Source organism: Desulfosoma profundi (assembly GCF_055387865.1).
The window spans coordinates 3,728,557-3,751,066 of record NZ_AP042420.1 but is presented as its reverse complement, the minus strand read 5'-3'; the positions used below and the strand labels follow the sequence as shown (position 1 = coordinate 3,751,066).

The window sequence follows — 22,510 nt, the reverse complement described above, 5'->3', positions numbered from 1 at the left end:
ACAGGGTGCGCTGGGGAGCGTTTCGGCACCCGGCACCATGGCAGGGATGGCTCAAGGCTGTCGAGTCCCGCGTCCATAGGAGCGGAGGGAGAGGGCGTGCGGGGTACGGTGAGGGATCCATGAAGAGAAATCCCGGAGTGCGGTGGGCCATCGGCGCATTATGTGTGATCCTTGGGTGTGGAGGGATGGTCCGGCCGAGCGTCGCTCAGGAACCACGGCAAACCTTTGTGGCGCAAGGGACGGCACCCCTCCAGCCGACCAATCGTGCCCAGTCCCGGGCTCAAGCTTTGGAAGACCTCCTTCGTCAAGCGGTTCTTCAGGCGGTTGGCGCTTTGGTTCCAGGACAGGCGCTGGCTCAGAAAAACAAGGAAATCCGCAGAGACATCCTTTCCCAGGCCGAACGTTATGCCCAGAGCTTCAAAATCCTCGAGGAATATGTGAATGGGGATCTCTACAGAATCCAAGGGGCCGTTGATGTGGCCATGGGCCCTTTGCGGGTGGATTTAGAAAAGTTGGGTCTGGTTTCCACCGGACCATCCCAGGAAGGAGAACCTGCACGGAAGGAAACCGAAGCGGCAAGGCCGCCGGAGGAGGTGGGAAGTGCCCCCACATCGGAAGCTCAAAAACCGGCCCCGCCCGCCTCGCCCCGAGGGCTGCCCGAACGGCGGATTCTGTGGGCTGTGGCGGAAAATTGGCACGGCTCCTGGTATGCGCCCACGGGGCGAGACCCCGCTCCTGAAGGGAGCTTTGGAGCGTGGGTTGCGGAAGAAGCCGCCGACTATCCCTGGACTCTTGAATTTCCGGCCGAGGCGCCGAGCTCTTTGCCCTGGGATGGGGAAAACCAGAAACGGATCATGGAACTGGCCCGCAGACAGGGCCAATCGCATGTGGCGGTAGGGACGGCGACACGGGCGGGGGAGACCCTGGAGGTGCACCTGAACGTGATGGAATCGAACTCGGGCCGTGTTGTCGGCACCGTGGACGAGCGCCTTTCGGGGACGGGGCGCGAACTCGCTGAAGGATGGCTGACTCTTTCGGCGGTCACAGCGGCCAAGATAGACACGATCCTTTCCGGTGGAGCCGGCTCCCCGTCACCTTCTCGACAACCGAGACCGCCCTCGGCTTCCCCGCCTGCAGCGCCGGGTGATGCGTGGGAGATCATCGTCAAGGGCGATGCCTCTTATGCCGCCTGGTTGTCCTTGGAAAAGCGGCTATCCGAAATCTCAAAAGATTTCCTCGTGGATTCGATAGCCTTGGAAATGGAAGCCGTGGTGGTGCGCGCAAAGTCCGTGGACCCCAATGCGGTGCGTTCCTTGGACGGCATGCGCTTCGGTATGAACTTCGTGGTTCGGGTGGAGGGGATCGACCCATCCACCCGCAGGATTACGGTCACGGCAGGGCCCGCGGGGACGGATGCCGAGGCTCCTCCGCCTCAAGAATCGAAGGCGCCATGACCATTCCCAATCTCCTGACGCTCATTCGTATTCTGCTGACGCCGCTACTGGTCTGGCTCCTTTTGAACGAAAAGCTTACAGGGGCGTTGGCCGTTTTCTTTTTTGCCGGAGTGACCGACGCACTGGACGGCTTGATCGCCCGCCTGTTCCATCAAAAGAGCCGGCTGGGGGCCTACTTGGATCCTTTAGCCGACAAAATCCTTCTGGTAAGCAGTTTTATCCTTTTGGGACATCTCGGCCTCGTTCCCAGTTCGTTGGTGGTCATCGCCGTCAGCAGGGATGTGTTGATCCTGACAGGAGTCATGACCCTGACGTTCTTTCAGATCCCGCTGGAGATTCGACCGAGCCTTCTCAGCAAATTGACCACGCTGGCTCAGATCGTCACCGTCTTGGTCACCCTGTCCCAGCCGCTGATGAACTGGTCCTCCTGGGTGCGCACCACCTTGTATGTCATCACCGGGGTGATGACCGTGGCCAGCGGTCTGCACTATACCCTTTTGGGTTTTCGCATCTGGGAAGGTGGGCGCCCGGCAGGCTCGGACCCTTCCCTGTAAACAAAGACCGGCTTGCAGCATTTTCCTTGACACGCTGGGGGGTCATTGGCTAATAGGAAGGCCAACTTCGTAGGCACGTAGCTCAGTGGGAGAGCGCTACCTTGACGCGGTAGAAGTCGGCGGTTCAATCCCGCCCGTGCCTACCATCCAACCCATGAAAAAGGGTTCGCAGGATCGAAACAGGGCAGAGGCCGACACACCGAAGGATGGTTTAAGGCTCGCGGGTGGAACATCACGCTGTACGGATATTTCCTTCCAGCGCCCAGACAGGTTGAAATGAGTGCAAAGCATCAGATCCGTCTTGAGGCGGCTGATGCTTTTTTTATGGGATGCGCCGAGCTCGGGCGACGAGCGGCGCCATCAGGAGAAGAGGAACAAAAACATCATGGCAGAGCAAGCGGGAAGCGTTCGTGTGCGGTTTGCTGATGGGACGTCAATTGAAGTGCCCTATGGAGCGACGGTTCAGGAGGCTTTGGCGGCGTGGAAGAAAAGCCAAAACGGGTGGGTGGCCGCCCGTTTGAACGGCCGGCTTCTGGATCTACGCGCACCGATTCAGGAAAGCGGCACCTTGGAGCCCCTTGGGGCGGACACTCCCGAAGGGCTGGAAATTCTTCGCCATAGCACCTCCCATATCATGGCCCAAGCCGTCCAGGAGCTGTTCCCCGGAACCAAGATCGCCATCGGGCCGGCCATCGAAAACGGCTTTTACTACGACTTCGATGGAACCCACTCCTTCAGCCCGGAGGATCTCGAAAAGATTGAAGCCAAGATGGCGGAAATCATTGCTGCGGCACTCCCGTTTGAACGCCAGGAACTCCCGAGGGAAAAGGCCATCGAGCTGTTTCGGGAGCGTGGGGAACCGTACAAGGTGGAGCTGCTGGAAGAGCTCCAGGAGCCTTCGGTTTCCATTTATCGCCAAGGGAACTTTGTGGACCTGTGTCGAGGTCCCCACATTCCCGATACGAGTTACGTCAAGGCCTATAAGCTGCTTTCGCTGGCGGGCGCCTATTGGCGGGGGGACGAACGCAATCCCATGCTCCAGCGCATCTATGGGACCGTCTTCCCTGACCGCAAGGGCCTGAAAAAATACTTGGATTTCCTCGCTGAAGCCCAGCGGCGGGATCATCGCCGCCTGGGGCGCGAGCTGGATCTTTTCAGCTTTTCGGACGAGGTAGGTGCCGGCATGGTGATCTACCATCCGAAAGGCGCCCTCCTGCGGCATATTTTGGAAACCTTTGAGAAAAAAGAGCACTTGCGGCGCGGCTACCAGCTCGTCATGGGACCGACGCTTTTGAAGACCGATCTGTGGAAGCGCTCGGGCCACTTCGATAATTATCGTGAAAACATGTACTTTACGGAAATCGAAGGGCAATCCTACGGGATCAAGCCCATGAACTGCCTGTCGCACATGCTCATCTACAAATCCAAGGTGCGCAGCTACCGGGATCTGCCCATCCGGTACTTCGAACTGGGCACGGTGCATCGCCATGAAAAATCCGGCGTGCTCCACGGCCTCCTGCGCGTGCGCCAGTTCACCCAGGATGATGCCCACATCCTGTGCACCCCGGAGCAGCTCCATACGGAAATTCAAGGCATTGTGGATTTCGTCATCGAAGTCATGGGGCTCTTCGGCTTCTCCTATGAAATGGAAATCAGCACACGGCCGGAAAAATCCATCGGCACCGATGAAGATTGGGAGCGGGCAACCAAGGCTCTTATGGCGGCGCTGGAAGACAAGGGCATTCCGTTCCAGATCTGCGAGGGCGAGGGCGCGTTTTACGGTCCCAAGATTGACGTGAAACTGCGGGATGCTTTGGAGCGCAAATGGCAGTGCGCGACCATCCAATGTGATTTCACCTTGCCCGAACGGTTTGACCTGACCTATGTGGGCCCCGACGGCAACCGGCACCGGCCGGTAATGCTGCATCGCGTGATCCTGGGGGCCATCGAGAGGTTCCTCGGGGTGCTCATCGAACACTATGCCGGGGCTTTTCCCACATGGCTGGCCCCTGTGCAGGCTGTCATCGTGACGGTGACGGACAAACAACTGCCCTTTGCCCGCACCGTTTATGAGCGGTTGCGGGATGCGGGCGTACGGGTGGAAATCGACGAACGCAACGAAAAACTGGGCTTCAAGATTCGGGAAGCCCAGATGCAGAAGATCCCTTACATGCTGGTCATCGGGGACAGCGAGGTGGAGGCCGGAGCGGTACGGCCGAGAAAAAGGGACGGGCAACAACTGGAGCTGATGCGTCCCGAGATGGTGGTGGAACTTATCCGCGACGAGTGCCTCGAAGGCTCCGGTGGGCGGATCGGCTTAGGGGCGGTGTAATCAGGCCGCGGCGAAAGACAGGAACACGCAACGAAGGGAGGACCGGACTCTGAAGAAAGAACAAGAAAACATCAATGAGAAGATCCGCGCCAAGCAAGTGCGCGTTATAGGAGCGGACGGGAGCCAGCTCGGGATCATGTCCTTGCAGGATGCCTTGGACGCGGCTCGGGAGGAAGGGCTGGACCTTGTGGAAGTGGCCCCCAATGCGGATCCCCCGGTCTGCAAGATCATGGACTACGGGAAGTTCCGTTACCAGCAGAGCAAGCGCTCCCAGGAGGCCAAGAAAAAGCAAACCGTTATTCAAGTCAAAGAAGTGAAGCTCAGGCCCAAAACGGATGAGCACGATATTCAGACCAAGCTGCGCCATATCCGCCGCTTCTTAGCGCAGAAAGACAAGGCAAAAGTGACCGTGATCTTCCGAGGCCGGGAAATTGCCTTCAAAGACCGTGGGGAGATGGTCCTCCAAAAGGTCTTGGATGAGCTCAAGGAAGAAGTGGTGGTCGAGATGCCGCCGAAGATGGAGGGGCGGAACTTGGTCATGATCCTGGCACCCAAATCCTGAAGTGTGCCGCGACCGATCGCAAGGCCCCACATTCCGATAAAACGCTTGACACCTTTAGGGCGTGTCAATAGATTACACGCTTCGATTGCCGGAACGTCCCGGCGGCAGGCGACGTGTGCCGAATCCCCGGGGGTGTGACCCATTGACGAGGAGATTGTGGAGGAATTCATGCCGAAATTGAAAACCAAACGCGGAGCCGCCAAGCGTTTCCATCGCACAGGCGGCGGTCTTTTTGCGCGGGCCAAAGCGGGCAAAAGTCACATACTGACCAAAAAAAGCTCTAAACGGAAACGGGCTTTGCGTCAGTCCGCCCTTGTGGATGGAGCGAATTTCCGGGCCGTGTCGCGCATGCTTCCTTATGCCTGAGAAGGCCGTGTTCACAGCGCCGTACCCCGTTAGCGGCGTCCATGACGAAAGAATGAAGGAGCCGGAACCATGCCTCGAGTGAAGAAAGCGGTGAAGTCGCGAGAGCGACGGAAGAAGATCCTCCATATGGCCAAGGGCTACCGGGGGGGCCGGAGCAAGCTGCTGCGTACGGCCAAAGAGACGGTGCAGAGGGCTCTGGTCTATGCCTACAGGGATCGCAAGGCGCGGAAGCGCGATTTCAGAAGCCTGTGGATTATGCGCATCAATGCTGCTGCCCGTCAGCATGGTATGAGCTACGGTCGGTTCATGGACGGGCTCAAAAAGGCCCAAGTGCTCCTTGACCGAAAAGTCCTTGCCGGCCTGGCGGTCCATGACCCCAACGCCTTCGCCAAGCTGGTGGCTTTAGCCAAAGAGGCCGCGTAAAACCCATGGAAGACAAAGCTCGGGCCCTGCTCGCCCAGGCACAAGAGGCCGTTGCTGCCGCCGGCGCCGATCTGAAAGCCTTGGAAACCCTGCGCGTACGATATTTGGGGCGCAAGGGAGAGTTGACGGCTCTCTTTAAGGCATTGGGTCAAGTGGAAGCCGCCGCGCGTCCGGCTGTGGGAAAAACCCTCAACGAGGTCAAAACCCGCCTGGAAGCCCTTCTGGAATCGGCGATCCAAAAGGCCAAAGAAGAGGTGGCCCGGGAAGGCTATTTTCTGGATGTCACAACCCCGGGACGTCGGCCCCTTCGCGGCCGGCTGCATCCCATCACCCAGACAGCCATGGAAATCGCCGCCATTTTCAACCGACTCGGCTTCGAAACCGTGGAGGGTCCCGAGGTTGAGTTGGACTATTACAATTTCGAAGCTTTGAACATCCCCAAAGACCACCCTGCGCGGGACATGCAAGACACCTTTTATATCTCGGATGAGGTGGTTTTGCGCACCCACACCTCCCCGCTGCAAGTTCGGACCATGGAGCGGAAGAAGCCCCCCATCAAGATCATCGCGCCGGGCAAGGCATACCGCTGCGATTCCGACGTGACACATTCGCCGATGTTTCATCAGGTGGAGGGCCTCATGGTGGGGGAGGGGGTCTCGTTCGGGGACCTCAAAGGGGTCCTGACGGTGTTCGTCCATCAAATGTTCGGCCCCGATGTGGGTTTGCGCTTTCGCCCGAGTTTCTTTCCTTTTACGGAACCCAGTGCAGAGGTGGACATCCAGTGCGTCATCTGTAAGGGCGTTGGATGCCGGGTGTGTTCCCAGACCGGGTGGTTGGAGATCCTCGGTTCGGGAATGGTGGACCCGGAAGTGTTCAAGATGGTGGGCTACGATCCGGAGCAGGTGAGCGGTTTTGCCTTCGGCATGGGCATTGAGCGCATCGCCATGCTCAAATACGGCATCAACGACCTCAGGCTCTTCTACGAAAACGATTTGAGGTTTCTGCGTCAGTTCTGATTCGACGACCGTGGTGCGGTCAAATCTCCGGACAAAGAAAGGGCACGACATGGTCGTGCCCTTTGTTGTAAAAAGACCGGGACGGCTACTGAAGCTTGTAGAGAGGGGAATTCCATGATTGTCAGCGGTGCGTGGCTTCGAGATTATGTAACGCTCACCATGGACATGGAGCAGCTGGCGGAACGGCTCACCATGGTGGGACTCGAAGTGGAAGCCGTAGAAAAGCCGTACGCCTATCTGGAAACGGTGGTGGTGGGGCGGGTCACGGCCGTGGAGCCTCATCCCAAGGCTGATAAACTGAAAATTTGCCGTGTCCACGATGGTCGGACCGAACGGCGCGTTGTCTGCGGCGCACCTAACGTGGCGCCCGGACAGTGTGTGCCTCTGGCCCTCTCGGGAACCACGCTCCCTTCAGGGCTTACCCTCCAGGAAGCGACCATCCGGGGGGAAGTTTCCCAAGGGATGATTTGCTCGCAGAAAGAGCTGAATCTGGGCGAGGACGCGTCCGGGATTTGGGTGTTGCCGGACGATGCCCCGGTGGGCATGTCCCTGGGCGCATATTTGGGAGTGGACGATGTGCGTTTGGATGTCTCGGTGACGCCCAACCGGGGGGATTGTCTGTCCATGGTGGGTATGGCTCGAGAAGCAGCGGCCATCTGCGGTACCTCGGTCCGCTATCCCGTCATTGCCTTCGAAGAAACAGGCCCCCCCATCGAATCGCTGGCGTCGGTGACGTTGGAAGATCCCGTGGGTTGCCCGCGCTACGCCGCCCGGCTCATCCAGGGAGTCACCGTGGGGCCGTCCCCGGCATGGATGAAAAGACGCTTGGAATCCGCCGGTATTCGGTCCATCAACAACATCGTGGATGTGACCAACTATGTGCTGCTGGAACTGGGCCAGCCGCTGCACGCCTTCGACTACGACCGGCTGCGGGAAGGTCGGATTGTGGTCCGCCGAGCCGCACCGGGCGAAAAATTCGTCACCCTCGACGGTGTGGAACGCACCCTATTTGACGACACCCTGCTCATCTGTGACGGCCAAGGTCCTGTGGCCATTGCAGGCATCATGGGCGGGCTGGAATCGGAAATCACCGAGAGCACCACGCGGGTGTTCATTGAAAGCGCCCATTTCCAGCCGCTGGGCATCCGAAGGAGCAGTCGCAAACTGGGCCTGAAAACCGAATCCAGCTACCGCTTCGAGCGCGGCGTGGATCCGGAAGGGGTGGTGCGCGCCGCCGATCGGGCGGCGCAACTCATGCAGGAACTTGCCGGTGGATCCATTGCCAAGGGCATTTTGGACGCCTATCCGGTGCCCATTCGCCGCCCCGTCATCACCCTTCGGGTCCCCAAAGTGAATCGTTTTCTCGGGATGGATCTGTCCATATCCGCCATGGCCGATGTGCTCAGGTCTCTGGAAATGGACGTGGCAACGGTCGATGAGGAGACCCTCCGGGTGACTCCGCCCTCTTTTCGGCCGGATATCACTCGGGAAGTGGACTTGGCCGAAGAAATCGCCCGCCTGACCGGCTACGACAAAGTTCCCGTCACCCATGCTCAGGTGCCGCTTTACAGCGATCCAGCGGATCCACACGCCTTAGCCCGTCAGGAACTCAAGAGGCTCATGGAGGGCGCAGGGTTTTACGAAGTGCTCACCTTTTCCTTCACATCGGAAAAAGCACTTCGGAGCCTGCGCTTGCCGGAGAACGACCCGAGACTCCAGCCCGTCCGGCTGCTCAACCCTTTGAGCGAGGAGCAGGCGGTGATGCGCACCACCCTCATCCCCGGGCTGTTGCAGACGGCGCGCCTCAACCTGGATCGCGGCAATACGGACGTGCGGATCTTCGAATTGAGCAAAGTGTTCATTCCTCGGGAGGGCGAGCTTCTGCCTCGGGAAGATCATCACCTGGCAGGGGTCGTGGTGGGACGTCGAGACCCGCGCCCTGTGTACGGCTCAGAAGATGCAGTGGACTACACGGATGTGAAAGGCATTGTCGAGGAAATCCTCGGTGCCTGCCGTCTGGAAGAGTCCCAATACGGGTTTTCGTCCGAAAATCTTCCTCACTACAGTGATCCGAGGTTTTCTGCGACGGTGCTCGTCAAGGGCACACCCGTGGGCTCTTTGGGACGGATTCACCCCGAGGTCCAGGAAGCATTCGACCTGAAGAGGGAAGCTTACTATTTCGAGCTGGACTTTGAGGCCCTCTGGTCGTTAAGGAATCCTCATCCGGGCTTCGTCCCGCTGCCCAAATTTCCTTCGGTGACACGGGACATGGCTCTGGTTGTGGACGCCAACCTTCCTGTGGCCGATCCTTTGGCCTTTATCCGTTCGTTGCCCGAACCCCTCATGGAATCGGTATCCATCTTCGACTTGTACAGGGGCAAACCCTTGGCCGATCATCAGAAGGGTGTGGGATACCGGATTGTCTACCGGGCGCCGGATCGCAACCTCACCGATGAGGAAGTCAACGCGCTCCATCAGCGCATCACGGAGCAGGTCCTGCAACGCTTTCAGGCGACCTTGCGTTAGGCGATGCAGGAAATTTACGAGACCATCGGGCGGTGGTTTCAGCCGGGGCGCTCGGAGGCGAGCTCATCTGCCCCGGGGGTGTCGGGCGCGGGCGGGCAACCAGGATGTCCCCGGTCACCGACGAGAGGCCTTTTCCGGAAGCTCCCAAGATTGGGCGCCGAGAACGGAAGACACGAAAACCTCCTGAGGATGGGGGATGTTGGGGAACGGAGTTGCCAACGACCACGGCGAAGAAGAACGGCCCAAACCGTGTCAGGTCATCTTCGTCCACGAATCGAGAAAGGGCTCGGGGCAGGCCGTGCATTTCAATGAAATCGGCATGCTGGTGCTCTGCCGGGATCCCGCGCCGCTCTCGGCTCGAGTGCGCATAAGCCTCCATTTCCCCGGGCTCAAGAATCCCATTGAAGTCGACGCCGAGGTGGTGTGGACGAATCCTTACGGGCCGGACGATTCGGTGACACCCCGGGGCATGGGAGTGAAATTCGTCGAATTGGATCCGACTGCGGCTCGGCTTCTTGCGGACTTTTCCTTTCGCTACCGGGTCTACGGGACGCAGTACGAGATTTTTTATACCTGAGGCGCCCACGGACCGGTTTGGCGCTCTACAGAGGACCTTCAACCCAAGATCTTTCATGAATCCCTTGGAAACCTTTTTTCTCGCCGTGGCTTTGGGCTGCGATGCCTTTGCTGTGGGGCTTGGCGTCGGCACCCGGTTCTGCTCACCCCGGCAAATCTTCCGCCTGGCCTTTCATTTCGGTCTGTTTCAGTTCGGCATGCCGCTCTTGGGGTGGGCCATGGGGCTCTACCTCGTCGGGTTGGTCAAAACATGGGGGCCGTGGGTCGCTTTTTTTCTTCTTGTTTTCATCGGCGTCAAAATGGCTTATGAAAGCCTGCAAGGTGAGGACTCCCAGGAGGTCTGTGCCGACCCCACACGGGGCGTCAGCCTCATTGTGTTGTCGTTGGCGACCAGCATGGATGCGCTGGGAGTGGGATTCAGTCTTGGGATCCTGGGACGCCGGTTGTTGGGGGCGGCAGTCTGCATCGGGGTCACCGCCGCTCTGATGACGTGGGCGGCCATGCGCATCGGTAATCGCCTCTCCGTGCTTTGGGGCCGGCGCATGGGCGTCTTTGGGGGCGTCGTCCTCGTGGGCATTGCCTTCAAATTGCTCTTGGGCTGACTCGATCCACAACCGATGGGAGTGCTATGGCGGTCAGATTGGAAATTGCACTGAAGCCCCACCTCTTTGATGCCGAAGGTTCCGAACTGTGCCGGAAGATTCGAGATTATTTCGGCTGGCACGTGGGCGCCGCCCGGGTCATCCGGGTGATCATGCTGGAGACCAGCCTGACTCAACAGGAACTGGAAGCGATCCGCACAGAGATTTTTACGAACCCCGTCTCCCAAGTTTCTTCCTTTCGGCCTTTGGCTGCGGCTGCCGACTTCCAGTGGGCCGTGTGGGTCGGTTATCGTCCGGGGGTGCGGGACACGGCCGGGAGCGTCGCTCTGGAAGCCATTGCGGATTACCTTCAACGGCCTCTGCCGCGGGACGCCGCGGCTTACACCTCGAAGATTTTTCTCCTCCAGAACGCGGCCTTGGAACGCCATCACGTGGAAACCATCGCCCGTGAACTGATGGCCAACGACATCATTCAACAATGGCGGATTTACCACTGCGACGAATGGGACCCGGACGAGGGTGTGGGCATGATCTTGCCCAAAGTGGAACTGCACCACACACCCACCGTGGAAAAGATCGCCATCGGCAGTGATAAGGAATTGAAAGCTTTGAGCGATGCGCGCAACCTGGCGCTGAATCCTCGGGACATCCCCGTCATCCGTCGGTATTTTCTCCGCCCGGAGGTGCTGGAGGAAAGGGCCCGGGTGGGTTTGGACCTCCCCACCGATGTGGAACTCGAAGCCATCGGCCAGGCCCGCAGTGATCATTGCAACCACAATACGTTCCGCGGCCGGTTTGTCTACAAGGACTTGGATACGGGCTCCGAAACCGTCGTCGACAACCTTTTCAAAACCTGCATCGAAGCCCCCACTCTGGCCGTGAAAGCCCAAAAGGACTGGGTCGTTTCCGTGCTCTGGGACAATGCAGGAGCCGCACGCTTTGATGACGACCACCTCTATGTGATCACAGGGGAGACGCACAACAGCCCGTCCAACATGGAAGCCTACGGCGGCGCCCTCACCGGCATCGTCGGTGTGTATCGGGACCCCATGGGCACCGGAAAAGGATCCCGACTCGTGGCCGGGCTGTATGGCTACTGCGTCGGGCCTCGACATTACCCCGGCCCGCTGCGGCCGCACCTGCACCCCAGGCGGCTCTTGGACGGCGTTGTGGAAGGTGTGCGAGACGGGGGCAACAAGCATGGGGTCCCCACGGTCTTCGGCAACCTGCTCTATCATCCGTCGTATCTTGGAAAATGCTTGGTCTTCGTTGCGGCCATCGGGATCATGCCTCGGTTCATCCACGGCGAACCTGCGGAGCAGAAGAAACCCGAACCCGGGGATATCATCATTATGGCTGGCGGCCGTGTCGGCAAAGACGGCATCCACGGCGTCACGGCTTCCAGTGAAAGTTACAGCGAGCACACACCGGCGGGCCACGTCCAGATCGGCGACCCGTACACGCAGAAGAAAATGCACGACTTTCTCCTGGAAGCCCGCGACGAAGGTCTCATCACCTTTATTACCGACAACGGCGGGGGAGGGTTGTCGTCGTCCATCGGCGAGTCGGCTCACATGGCCGGCGGCGCCTATGTGGAACTGGATCGCGTGCCCCTGAAGTATGAGGGCCTCGATGTGTGGGAAATTTGGGTGTCGGAGTCGCAGGAACGCATGACGGTGGCGGTGCGGCCCGAAAACCTCGACCGGTTCATGGCTCTTGCGGCTCTACATGAAGTGGAATGCACCGCCATCGGCCGTTACGACGCCACAGGAAAACTCCACCTCACCTATCGGGGCCAAACGTGCGCTTACCTGGATTTGAACTTTTTCAAGGAAGATTTTCCTCAGTGGGAGTTCGAGGCCCATTGGCGTTCGCCGGAATCCAGGGGTCTCACGGAACCCGTGATGAGCGATCCCAAGGATTTTGGGAAGCTCCTCAACGAACTGCTCGCATCACCCAACCTCTGCAGCCGGGAATGGATTCATCGCCAGTATGACCACGAAGTCCAGGGAACCAGCGTGGTCAAATTTCTTGTGGGCCGGCACCGCGATGTACCCAACGACGCTGCGGTGCTCCGGCCGGTGCTCACCTCCCGGCGCGGCCTTGCGGTCACCCAGTCGCTCCATCCCACTTATGGTCAGATCGACACCTACCACATGGTGGAAGCCTCCATCGACGAATGTGTCCGCCGGCTTGTGGCCGTCGGCGGCCGCCTTGATGAAATCGGGGGGGTGGACAACTTCTGCTGGCCTTCCATCCAATACGACCCGGAAATGAATCCCGACGGCCGTTATAAAGCGGCGCAGCTTGTGCGGGCCAACTGGGCCTTAAAAGACATGTGCCTCGCCTACGGCATCCCGCTCCTTTCGGGAAAGGACAGCATGTACGTGGACGGCCATCTGCCGGGGGCTTTCGGGGAACGTCATAAGGTGTCAGGCCTGCCGACCATGCAGTTTACGGCGACTACCGTCGTCGACGACATCACCCGGTGCCTGACCATGGATTTGAAGATGCCCGGGGACTGGATCTATGTCCTGGGAACAACCCGGCACGAATTGGGGGGCTCCGAATACTACGAAAAGTTCGGTTACGTCGGGCTTACGGTCCCTCAAGCCCATCCGGAGGCGTTTCTGGACCTTTACCGTGCGGTGGCATCGGCCGTTCAGGAAGGATTGCTGGCTTCCTGCCGGGCCGTGGGGCGGGGCGGTCTGGCGGTTCATGGGGCCCTCAAGGCCATTGCCGGAGAATTGGGGATGCAATGGGACTTGGGAGCCGTACCTGTCCATGGGAAGCTCACCCCGGCCGCCGTCCTTTTCAGTGAATCTCTCGGTCGGTTTTTGGTCACGGTGGCCCCCGACCGCCGCCAGGCCTTCGAAGCCCATTTCCGGGGCCTGCCGCTAGGGCTTCTGGGGAAAGTGTGTGAAGAACCGGTATGGGAGATCCGGGACGGATCGGGCCGGGAGATCCTTCGGGAACCTGTGGCGAATCTGGGCAAAGCCTGGAGGTTGGGATCCGTCGGGTCTTAAGAGGCGGGGGACCAAGGGACAATCCCTGGGAAGAGATCCGTTCGCGGGATCGGGCCGGAATGGTGTGGCGCCGACGATCCCCTCCGACCGGACGACGGATTCGGGTCCACGACGAGGTTGATGCTCGGACGGGTTCCAAATGGCGGGATGACATGAAGTCGACCCGGGGGCCGCGCGACCCCGGTGTTCCGGGTGTTTTGGTGTGGAGGCGTTCATGACGGAAGTGCGGGCGTTGGTACTCACCGGCTTCGGGCTCAACTGCGACTGGGAAACGGCGCATATCTTGACCCTGGCGGGGGCCGCAGCCGAACGGGTGCATCTGAACCACATTGTCTCGGGAACCACACGCCTGAGCGATTACCAGATCTTTGTCATCGGCGGGGGGTTCTCCTGGGCGGACGACCACGGGGCCGGCGTCATCCTCGCCATGCGCCTCAAACACCGGCTGCGTGAGGCGCTGCTCGCCTTTGTAGAAAACGGTGGATTGGTGTTGGGCATCTGCAACGGTTTTCAGGTGCTCGTGAACACAGGGCTGCTCCCTGGGTTCGAACCCGGACGGTTGTTCCGGCACGTGGCCCTCATCGACAACGACTGCGGCCGGTTTCGGGATCAGTGGGTGCACTGCGTTTTCGAACCGTCCTCACCGTGCGTTTTCACGCGCGGGTTGACCTCCATGGACCTTCCCATCCGCCATGGGGAAGGGAAATTCTTCGCCGAACCGGAGATCCTCCGGCGGCTCGAAGAGAACCACCAGGTGGTCCTGCGCTACGCGTTTCCTGACGGCCGGCCTGCAGCCGGGGCCTTTCCTGAAAACCCCAACGGATCCTTAAACGACATTGCCGGCATCTGTGACGCGACCGGGCGCATCTTCGGGCTGATGCCCCATCCCGAAGCGTTTCATCACTGGACGAATCATCCGGATTGGACCTTGGAAAAAGAACGCCGCCGCCGCGCCGGTGTGCCTCTGCCGGAAGAAGGCGCCGGCGTGCGCCTCTTTCGCAACGCCGTGGCTTACATCCAAAACCATGGAGCGCCGTGATGAGCTCAGGCTCCCGGGATCTCGATGGAAACAGCGCCACGACCCGAACGCCGTCCTCCCGGTCCTCGGGGCGGCTGCGCGTCGCCGTTCTCATTTCCGGCGGCGGAACAAACCTCCAAGCTTTGATCGACCGGGCCAGAGCGGGGCGCCTGAACGCCGATATCGTCTGCGTGGGTAGCGATCGGGAATCCGCTCAGGGGTTGGTTCGGGCCCGGAAGGCGGGAATACCGACGTTTGTGGTCTCCTATGAAAAGTATCTAAAAGGCCACGCGGCCCACGATGTGGACGAGTCCATGGTTGCCGCGGTGGATGCCCGTCAGCGGATACTTCGGGATTTGGAGCCGGACGCCCGCCGAGACCGCCTCATGCGGCTCATTGCGGCGGAAAAAGAAATCCTTGCCCATGTGGAATCCCACGGCGCGGAACTGGTATGTCTTGCGGGCTTCATGCGATTACTGACCCCGTTTTTCTTAAGTCGTTTTCACCGGGACGACCGTCCGGGGGTCGTGAATATCCATCCGGCGCTCCTGCCGGCTTTTCCCGGCCAACACGGCTACCGCGATACCTACCGCTATGGGTGCAAGTGGGGCGGCATTACCATTCATTTCGTCGATGAAGGCGAAGATACCGGTCCGGTGATCGCCCAGGCCGTCTATCCCATCTGGGATGAGGATGCGTTTGAGGACGTGCAGCAGCGCGGCCTTTATTTGGAACATCTCATGTACGCCCAGGTGGTCAATTGGATTGCTGCGGATCAGGTCCGCCTTGTTTCTCGACCGGGGGATCGGCCGCGCGTCCGTATTGATGACCCGGCCTACCGCGAAGTGGTGGGATCGTGGATAGAGGCGGCTTTTCGATCCAAGCCCGACGTGCATTACCGGCGGACGTAGGCATGTAGGTCCAGAAGTTGACGGGTCGCGGTGCCTGGAGTCCCACGGGTAAAGAAAAGACGCCCCGGACGTGCTCCTTGATGAAAAGCCGCTGCATGAGCATCCCGCCGGCTTTTTTGTCAGTCCCTTTCCCCCAGCGGATACGCTGAGAGGACAAGGGCTTTCCGGCGTGGGGTTCGGCCTGCCTTCACTCACCCGCAAAGGTGCGGGAGGTCCACAACGATGGAGTTCCCGCGGCCGGAGAGGGTCAGCTTTCCATCGTTCGGAGATGTTCGACGATGCGGGCTTGGACGTCCGGCTCCAGGTAGGGGTGCATGGGCAGGCTGAAAATGCGCCGGGCCAAGTCCTCACTCACGGGCAAGTCCCCGGACCGATACCCGAGATGGGCGAAGACCGGTTGCCGATGAAGCGGGATGGGATAATAGACGGCGGTGGGAATCCCTGCCTTGTGGAGCCGTTCGAGGATGGCGTTGCGCTCTTGGGATGTGGGCGCCACTATGGAAAACTGAGCCCATGCGGACTCCACCCCTTCAGGGATTTTCTGGACGGTCAGGTCGGGACGGACCTTTTCCAAGAGGGCCGCATAACGTGCGGCAACTTCTCGGCGCAGCCGGCATTCTTCATGGAAGATCGTCCACTTGGCCAACAGGACGGCAGCTTGTAACGTGTCCAGACGGCCGTTCAGCCCGAGGCGCACGTGCTCGTAACGATGGCTTCCTTGCCCATGCACGCGGATGGATCGAAGCCGGTCGGCCAATGCGTCGTCATCGGTGAAGCACATGCCGCCGTCTCCGTACCCTCCCAAAGGTTTGGCCGGGAAAAAGGATGTGGCCGCCCCATGTCCGAATCGGCACGCGGGAATCCCATGGAGTGTCGCGCCGAAGGACTGGGCGGCGTCTTCCAGGATGAAAAGCCCTTCCTCCTCGGCAAAGTTTTCCAGTTCCGGGTAGTCGGCGGGCACCCCAAACAGATCGACGGCGATGATCCCTCGCGCCGTGGTTCCCAGCGCGGCTTCCGGCAAGGGATACAGGGAACGGTCATGTCTCTTCAGGGCTTCTACGGCCAACCGAAGCTTATCGGGGTCCATGTTGAACGTTTCCGGGTCCACATCGACGAATACGGGGACAGCCCCGAGAAACGCGATGACTTCGGCCGTGGCGATAAAAGTGAACGGCGTGGTGAAAACGGCGTGGCCCGGGCCCACATCGAGGGCCATGAGAAGCATCAGGAGGGCGTCCGTTCCCGAAGCGCAGCCGACGGCGTGACGGGTGCCCACGTGTCGGGCGAGCACCTGTTCAAGTTCCTGCACCTCGGGGCCGAGAATATACCGCCCGTGGTCGAGAACCCGACGGAGGCGATCTTCCAGAAGTTCCCGAATCTGCTTTTGTTGGCTTTTGAGGTCGATAAAATCCATGGGCTCCGCTCGTCTCCAGGGGGTTCAACCGGGTGCGGACACCGGTGAGCTTTCAGCGCCAATCCCGAGCCTTTTCCCTGTGGCCATGAACGGTCAAAGGGCTGTTTTCCGGCCGGAAGCGTCATCGTGCACTTATGAGCGAAGGCCGGTTCCATGTCAACGCTTTCTCTGAAACGGGGACGGAAACGCCGAGAGTAGAAAAAGGAGGAGTGGACTATGCCTGCTGTGTTTGTGGAAAAAATCGGTCCCATTGCCCACTTGGTGCTCAACAGCCCGGAAACCCGAAACGCCTTGTCCCTGGAAGTCATCCACAGCCTCATGAGTCATTTGGAGGACATTGCCCGGGATCCGGATCTGCGCGTGGTCATTTTGCGGGGAGAGGGACCGGCGTTCTGCGCCGGCCACAACCTCAAGGACATGGTCGCCGAAGGCGCGGACATCCATCTCTATCGGGAACTGTTTTCCACATGTTCCCAGATGATGCTTCAACTTCATGCCTTGCCTCAGCCTGTCATCGCCCAGGTCCATGGGATTGCCACGGCCGCCGGGTGCCAGCTTGTGGCCGCATGCGATTTGGCCGTTGCGGAAACCGGGGCACAATTTGCCACGCCGGGTGTGAAAATCGGCCTCTTTTGCTCCACCCCCATGGTCCCGCTGGTGCGCCTCATCGGTCGTCGCCGGGCTTTGGAGATGCTCATGACCGGCCGGTTGTTTCTGCCCAGGAGGCTCTGGACTGGGGCCTCGTCAACCGCGTCGTTCCCAAAGATCAGTTGGCGGACGCGACCCGGCAGTTGGCTGAAGAGATCGCCCAATATAGCCGGTACACACTCGCTTTCGGCAAAGACGCTTTCTACCGTCAGGTGGACCTGGATGAGGGGGCGGCGTACAGCTTTGCCAAGGAAGCCATTGCCGTCAATTGCCTTGCCGATGACGCCCAGGAAGGCATGAGGGCTTTTGTGGAAAAGCGTCGGCCGGTCTGGCGGCACAAATAACACCGCACCGTGGAGGGTTCCGGCATGTCTTTGTGCCGTCGTGCATGGAAAATCTGCGAAAGGATGATGTAGATTATCGAAAGTCGCCTTGCCGGACAGTGATCGGAAAGGAAACGTTTTTGAACCTCCGGGGGGACAGGCCGAATCCGGTCCCTCCGGAATGTCCGCACCATTTTTAGACGGTAAGTTTTTCCGTGCGGACGGGTGTGCCCCCGGGATTTTTCCTCTCCAGCGCTTGCCGCACGACCGCGGAAAGCTCCATGGCCCCATAGGGTTTCTACAAGAGGCCGGAAAACCCTTGGTTGAGGCCCGTCTCTTCCAGCGCCTCTTCCCCATATCCGGTAGTGAGCACAATGGGCAGATCCGGGATACAGCGGCAGGGTCGGTGATGAGAATGCCCGCATAATTGTAACCCGCTGTTTTGAGGAGTTGGAAAGAAAACGTCGGTGCTGAAAAAGGGGTCCGATTTCTCCCAAGATCTACACAAATGTTTTGAGGGTGGGGAATCGTCGGTTGCCCGTTTTTCTTCTTCAACGACCGGATCCTGCCCCCTTCGCCGGAAAAGAACCTAGGCGGGAATCTTGAGATGGATTTCGAACGATCGGCGTTGCTTTGCCTTATTCAGGGCCTCAACTGAACCTGGGCTCCCCCGAGGCCGTCGTTCACGGCGAAGATCCCCCGGCGTTTGTGGGCTGTTGGCTCGGCGTCTGTGACGGCGGTCACACCCAAGGCTCAGGCTCGAAAGTCCCCTGATGCAGAGGAACGTCTTGGCGTCGGGCGCGGCAATCTTCAGCGTCAAAGGCCCGGCAGGGGACGGGCTTGATGGGATGAATGGAGCAGAAGTGGTGCATGGACCCTGGAGACTGAAAGAGAAAAGGGCAGAGCTGCTGATTGTCCAGTTGTGTGCCTTCCAGAAAACCGCGCCAATGAGACGGGTACACCACACCTTGAGGAGGCACCGCCGGCACACCGCCGATTGCGCAACATGTGCCGCACATGCGGCACCACTGTCCCGAAGGTGGAACCAGACGTCGGCCGTCCAGGGGAGGGGCCGAGGGGCGAAGCGACGCCAGGTTGGCCAAGTCTTCTCGAATGTGCAGAAAAGCTTTTGCGAACTGGGTCAAGTCTCTCAGCAACACCGGCTGCATTTCAGGACGCTCTTTGTCGATATAAAAGCGCATGCCGGTCACGTGGGCAAAGAGGGTCTTTCGGATCATTTCGGCGGGAAAGTACGGGTCCAGAAGCGCCTGAGTGAGGATCGTCGCGTGCTTCGAAGCGCCGGGCCACTGAAGCAGGCGTTGGACAGCCTCCATGAGGGCATCCGGACAGCATGCCCGGGCACCCTCTGCCGTAAGGTCTTTTTCTCGAGGGAGCCGGGGGCGGCCGCCGCCATCCTGCTGGAAAACGGCAAGCGTCTTGCGGCGAACGGCCACAAAGTTCAGAAAAAGGCTTCGAAAAGAAAGGCTCATAAAAATCTCCAGGACCCGCAAGACCTGTCCGGCATGGACGAACCTTGGATGTGTACCACGAATCGCCCGCCGTCACCACGTCCGAAACCCGTGACATCTGCGCGTGGAGAAAAGTATGGCCCGCCGGGGATAGCCAAGGAAACACGAAAATCGGCCGTCCACGGCCCATGGGCACTTCGGGCGCAACCCTGCGCCGAGCGGGCCGTTTTCGGAGGGCCCGCGTCCCGTGAATCCACCCCGCCGACGCCGTGCGGCAGGCTCCTCGTGGGCGCCTGAGCCGCCATGTTCCGTGGAGTGCACGGCCGGCCCGCGGATGCCACGGCCTGAGAACGACTGTTGGAGACGGTCGACGGATTTACTTCACGCGGCGCCCTCGATAAACCTTGGTCGTTGACGCGGATGTGCACCTATGGCAGCTTTGCTGCGCACGGGAAAACGAAATCGGCGTCGGAGGAGGCCCACGTTCATGACACCTCGGTGCTGCACCAAAAGACCGTTGAAACACGCTCCAAATAAAGGTTTCCACCTGTTATTCCGTGGTTTTCTTCTCGGGATTGTGGCTGGGGCACTGATTTTCGTCATGGGGGTTTACCCGGCCCACACGGCGGATCCACCTATACGACTGGGCATTCTTCCCGTCTTGGATACGCTTCCGCTCCAGATCGCCGCCACTCACGGTCATTTCGCCAAGCAGGGTTTAAATGTCGAACTGGTCTCCTTTGACAGCGCCTTGGAAAGGGACGCGGCCATGCAAGCCGGGCAGCTTGAAGGCTATTTCGGCGACATGGTGAACACGGTCCTTATGGTGCGCAGTGGGGTTCCCATGCGCATGGTCACCGTGGCCTATGCCGGCCGACCGGGCCAGAGGCAGTTTGCCTTGGTGGGACGACCGGGGATAGACGCCGCGTCCGTGGATGCCATCGCCTCGGGGACCGTCGGGCTTTCCAATGCCACCATCATGGAATACCTTCTGGACCTCATGGAGGAACGGGGTCTTATCCCGCGCGGCCGTTTGGAACGTCTGGAAGTGAAAAAGATACCCGTGCGCATGCAGATGCTCCTTGGAGGTCGGCTGGATTTGGCTATTCTTCCGGAACCTTTGGTGACCCTAGCGGAATCCCAAGGGGCACGCGTCTATGCCACCGATGAAAGCCTCCAGGTGCCCTTGACCGTCGTCGGCCTGCTCCAGCGGCTTCTCACCGACGATGCCCGGACCGGCGAAAGGTTTCTGGCAGCTTACAGAGAAGCCCTGACGGCCTTATCCAGGGATCCGGAAAAGTATCGGTCGCTCATGGTGACGTCCTGCCGCATCCCGGACCAGCTTGCCGCCACGTTCCGCATCCCGGCGTTTCCGGACGCCGGTTTGCCGCCCCAGGCGGAAGTGGAACGGCTTTTGACCTGGATGCGCGCTCGAGGACTTGTGACGGACGCTCTGAGCGCCACGGATCTCATGTGGAGTGCCAGGCCGTGAGGGACGGCGCGGTTCTGGAAGCGCACAACCTGGTGAAGAGTTACCCTCATCGAGGGGTTGTGTTATCCGGGGTATCCCTGTGTCTGGAGCGGCATGACACGTGCGCCGTGGTCGGGCCGTCAGGGTGCGGCAAGAGCACGCTGTTGTACCTTCTGTGCGGCTTGACCGCTCCCGATGCCGGAACCGTGACGTACTTGGGACATCCCGTGGACCGTCCAAGGCGGGATATCGCCGTGGTACTTCAGGATTACGGCCTGCTGCCGTGGAAAACGGTCTGGGACAACGTGGTTTTGGGATTGACCATTCAGGGGGTGTCCAGAACCGAACGGCGCCGGCGCGCGTCGGCCTGGCTGCGCAGCTTGGGGCTGGAAGGCCGGGAACGATGCTTTCCGGCGCAACTCAGCGGCGGAGAACAACAACGTGTGGCCTTGGCCCGAGCGCTTGCTGCAGAACCCGGCGTCTTGCTGTTGGACGAACCGTTTTCGTCTTTGGATGCCATCACTCGAGAACGGCTGCAACACACGGTTTTGGACATGTGGCTGCGGGTGCGCGTGCCCTATGTGTTGGTGACCCACAGCGTGGATGAAGCGGTTTTCCTGGGGCGCAAGATTTGCCTCATGGCCGGGCATCCAGCCCGGTTCGTCAGCGTCCTGGACAACCCCCATTTTGGAAACCCGAACGGGCGAAGGGATCCCGCCTTTTACGGCATGGTGCAGCACGTGCGCGCCGCTTTGGATCAAGCGGTCCAAGGAGACGGCGCTTCATGAAATCCCCCGGGATTCCTTTTCTGCCTCGGCTGTTTCGGTTCGGCGCGGCGGTGCTTGTTTTGGCCTTGGGCTGGTGGGCCTTGGCCGAAAATTTCCGGGGCGGCGATCTTCTTCCTGGGCCGGGAAAAGCCGGGACGGCCTTTCTGGAAGCTTTGGCCACCAGAGCCTTTTGGGACCATTTTCAGGCCAGCGCCCTTCGAGTGGTGTCGGCCATGGCGCTGGCCTGGCTTGTCGCGTTTCCCTTAGGCATACTCATGGGAAGTTCCAAACGACTGGATGCCTGGCTGGCTCCGCTCGTCTTTCTCACGTACCCCGTCCCCAAAATCGTTCTCCTTCCGGTGGTGCTGCTTCTTTTCGGGCTTGGGGATTTTTCCAAGATTTTCCTCATTGCCTTGATCGTGGGCTATCAGGTGCTGGTGGCCGTGCGTGACGGCGTCGCCGGCCTCAACCCCAAATACGTGGATTCTGTGAGGACCCTTGGAGCCGGTCCATGGCCTTTGTTTCGTCATGTCTTTCTGCCGGCCGCTTTGCCCCATGGGTTCACGGCCCTGCGCTTGGGGACCGGGACGGGCATCGCGGTACTTTTTTTCGCGGAATCCTTCGCCACCTCCCGCGGCTTGGGCTACCTCATTATGGATGCGTGGGGCCGGCTGGACTACGGAGGCATGTTTGTGGGCATTTTGGGCATGAGCGTGCTCGGGGCGGCGCTCTTTGAAATTATCGGGGCTCTGGAAAGGGGGCTGTGTCGCTGGCAGGCCGCTCGAACCCGCGTCTGACCGGGGGAGGATCACGTTGGAGAGACGGGCGCCTGCGCGTCCGGGCCGCATCGGCGTGGGGATTGACAACCTTCGGGGATCCTGCGGCCGAACCGGCGATACCCGGTTTTTTTCATTCCTGCGGCCCGCTGGCCCCCGCGATGCCCTCATCGGCCGGAACAACGGAACCCGGGGGCCTTTGCCCAAGGGCTGCGGAACGCCGAGGACTCTCATTCCGCCGAAGCGCCCGAGAGGACCGGGGCGACGGGTGGTGTT

18 protein-coding genes, 1 tRNA gene and 1 pseudogene are annotated in these 22,510 nt (G+C 60.1%); 18 read left to right on the top strand and 2 right to left on the bottom strand.

What is annotated here, in order from left to right:
* Positions 1-119 precede the first annotated feature (119 nt).
* From ACZ5K9_RS16220 to purN, 14 genes are all read left to right on the top strand, one after another.
* Complete coding sequence (locus ACZ5K9_RS16220) at positions 120-1,454, top strand: hypothetical protein (protein WP_464272352.1); 1,335 nt, start codon at positions 120-122, stop codon at positions 1,452-1,454.
* The gene (locus tag ACZ5K9_RS16215) at positions 1,451-2,008 is read left to right on the top strand and encodes a CDP-alcohol phosphatidyltransferase family protein (protein WP_464272351.1); all 558 of its coding nucleotides are present in this window, start codon (positions 1,451-1,453) and stop codon (positions 2,006-2,008) included. The genes ACZ5K9_RS16220 and ACZ5K9_RS16215 overlap by 4 nt, the downstream gene beginning before the upstream one ends.
* Before the next feature lie 71 nt (positions 2,009-2,079).
* Positions 2,080-2,154: transfer RNA gene (locus ACZ5K9_RS16210), tRNA-Val, on the top strand.
* Positions 2,155-2,393: 239 nt separating this feature from the next.
* Entirely contained in the window at positions 2,394-4,340 is a 1,947-nt protein-coding gene (gene thrS, locus ACZ5K9_RS16205) for a threonine--tRNA ligase (protein ID WP_464272350.1), read from the top strand.
* 49 nt (positions 4,341-4,389) lie between these two features.
* Positions 4,390-4,902, top strand: a complete 513-nt coding sequence (gene infC / locus ACZ5K9_RS16200) for a translation initiation factor IF-3 (RefSeq protein WP_464273990.1) — start codon at positions 4,390-4,392, stop codon at positions 4,900-4,902.
* A 168-nt stretch (positions 4,903-5,070) separates the two neighbouring features.
* Complete coding sequence (rpmI, locus tag ACZ5K9_RS16195) at positions 5,071-5,268, top strand: 50S ribosomal protein L35 (RefSeq protein WP_464272349.1); 198 nt, start codon at positions 5,071-5,073, stop codon at positions 5,266-5,268.
* Between the two features lie 69 nt (positions 5,269-5,337).
* On the top strand, positions 5,338-5,691 hold the full coding sequence (gene rplT, locus ACZ5K9_RS16190; protein ID WP_464272348.1) for a 50S ribosomal protein L20: 354 nt from the start codon (positions 5,338-5,340) through the stop codon (positions 5,689-5,691).
* Between the two features lie 5 nt (positions 5,692-5,696).
* A complete protein-coding gene (pheS, locus tag ACZ5K9_RS16185) occupies positions 5,697-6,707 on the top strand; it encodes a phenylalanine--tRNA ligase subunit alpha (protein ID WP_464272347.1) in 1,011 nt (336 codons plus the stop codon).
* 114 nt (positions 6,708-6,821) lie between these two features.
* A complete protein-coding gene (gene pheT / locus ACZ5K9_RS16180) occupies positions 6,822-9,233 on the top strand; it encodes a phenylalanine--tRNA ligase subunit beta (protein WP_464272346.1) in 2,412 nt (803 codons plus the stop codon).
* A 196-nt stretch (positions 9,234-9,429) separates the two neighbouring features.
* On the top strand, positions 9,430-9,810 hold the full coding sequence (locus ACZ5K9_RS16175) for a PilZ domain-containing protein (protein WP_464272345.1): 381 nt from the start codon (positions 9,430-9,432) through the stop codon (positions 9,808-9,810).
* Between the two features lie 55 nt (positions 9,811-9,865).
* Positions 9,866-10,411, top strand: coding sequence for a manganese efflux pump MntP (locus ACZ5K9_RS16170; RefSeq protein WP_464272344.1), 546 nt, complete (start codon positions 9,866-9,868; stop codon positions 10,409-10,411).
* Between the two features lie 26 nt (positions 10,412-10,437).
* A complete protein-coding gene (locus ACZ5K9_RS16165) occupies positions 10,438-13,437 on the top strand; it encodes an AIR synthase-related protein (protein WP_464272343.1) in 3,000 nt (999 codons plus the stop codon).
* Positions 13,438-13,651: 214 nt separating this feature from the next.
* Positions 13,652-14,476, top strand: a complete 825-nt coding sequence (locus ACZ5K9_RS16160) for a phosphoribosylformylglycinamidine synthase subunit PurQ (RefSeq protein WP_464272342.1) — start codon at positions 13,652-13,654, stop codon at positions 14,474-14,476.
* Positions 14,476-15,366, top strand: coding sequence for a phosphoribosylglycinamide formyltransferase (purN, locus tag ACZ5K9_RS16155; protein WP_464272341.1), 891 nt, complete (start codon positions 14,476-14,478; stop codon positions 15,364-15,366). Before ACZ5K9_RS16160 ends, purN begins: the two co-directional genes overlap by 1 nt.
* A 247-nt stretch (positions 15,367-15,613) precedes the next feature.
* On the opposite strand, the gene ACZ5K9_RS16150 is transcribed toward purN, so the two are convergent.
* The gene (locus ACZ5K9_RS16150; protein WP_464272340.1) at positions 15,614-16,780 is read right to left on the bottom strand and encodes a DegT/DnrJ/EryC1/StrS family aminotransferase; all 1,167 of its coding nucleotides are present in this window, start codon (positions 16,778-16,780) and stop codon (positions 15,614-15,616) included.
* Between the two features lie 216 nt (positions 16,781-16,996).
* Between ACZ5K9_RS16150 and ACZ5K9_RS16145 the strand changes: the two are divergent.
* Positions 16,997-17,772, top strand: a pseudogene (locus ACZ5K9_RS16145) (enoyl-CoA hydratase).
* Positions 17,773-18,491: 719 nt separating this feature from the next.
* Here the strand turns inward: ACZ5K9_RS16145 and ACZ5K9_RS16140 are convergent.
* The gene (locus ACZ5K9_RS16140; RefSeq protein WP_464272339.1) at positions 18,492-19,241 is read right to left on the bottom strand and encodes a YkgJ family cysteine cluster protein; all 750 of its coding nucleotides are present in this window, start codon (positions 19,239-19,241) and stop codon (positions 18,492-18,494) included.
* A 466-nt stretch (positions 19,242-19,707) separates the two neighbouring features.
* Between ACZ5K9_RS16140 and ACZ5K9_RS16135 the strand changes: the two genes are divergently transcribed.
* From ACZ5K9_RS16135 to ACZ5K9_RS16125, 3 genes are read left to right on the top strand one after another with little or no spacing between them, the layout of a single operon-like run.
* The gene (locus tag ACZ5K9_RS16135) at positions 19,708-20,712 is read left to right on the top strand and encodes an ABC transporter substrate-binding protein (RefSeq protein WP_464272338.1); all 1,005 of its coding nucleotides are present in this window, start codon (positions 19,708-19,710) and stop codon (positions 20,710-20,712) included.
* A complete protein-coding gene (locus tag ACZ5K9_RS16130; RefSeq protein WP_464272337.1) occupies positions 20,709-21,479 on the top strand; it encodes an ABC transporter ATP-binding protein in 771 nt (256 codons plus the stop codon). The genes ACZ5K9_RS16135 and ACZ5K9_RS16130 overlap by 4 nt, the downstream gene beginning before the upstream one ends.
* Positions 21,476-22,255 carry an ABC transporter permease gene (locus ACZ5K9_RS16125; RefSeq protein WP_464272336.1) on the top strand — a complete coding sequence of 260 codons (780 nt, stop codon included), beginning with the start codon at positions 21,476-21,478 and terminating at the stop codon, positions 22,253-22,255. The genes ACZ5K9_RS16130 and ACZ5K9_RS16125 overlap by 4 nt, the downstream gene beginning before the upstream one ends.
* The last annotated feature ends 255 nt before the right edge of the window (positions 22,256-22,510 follow it).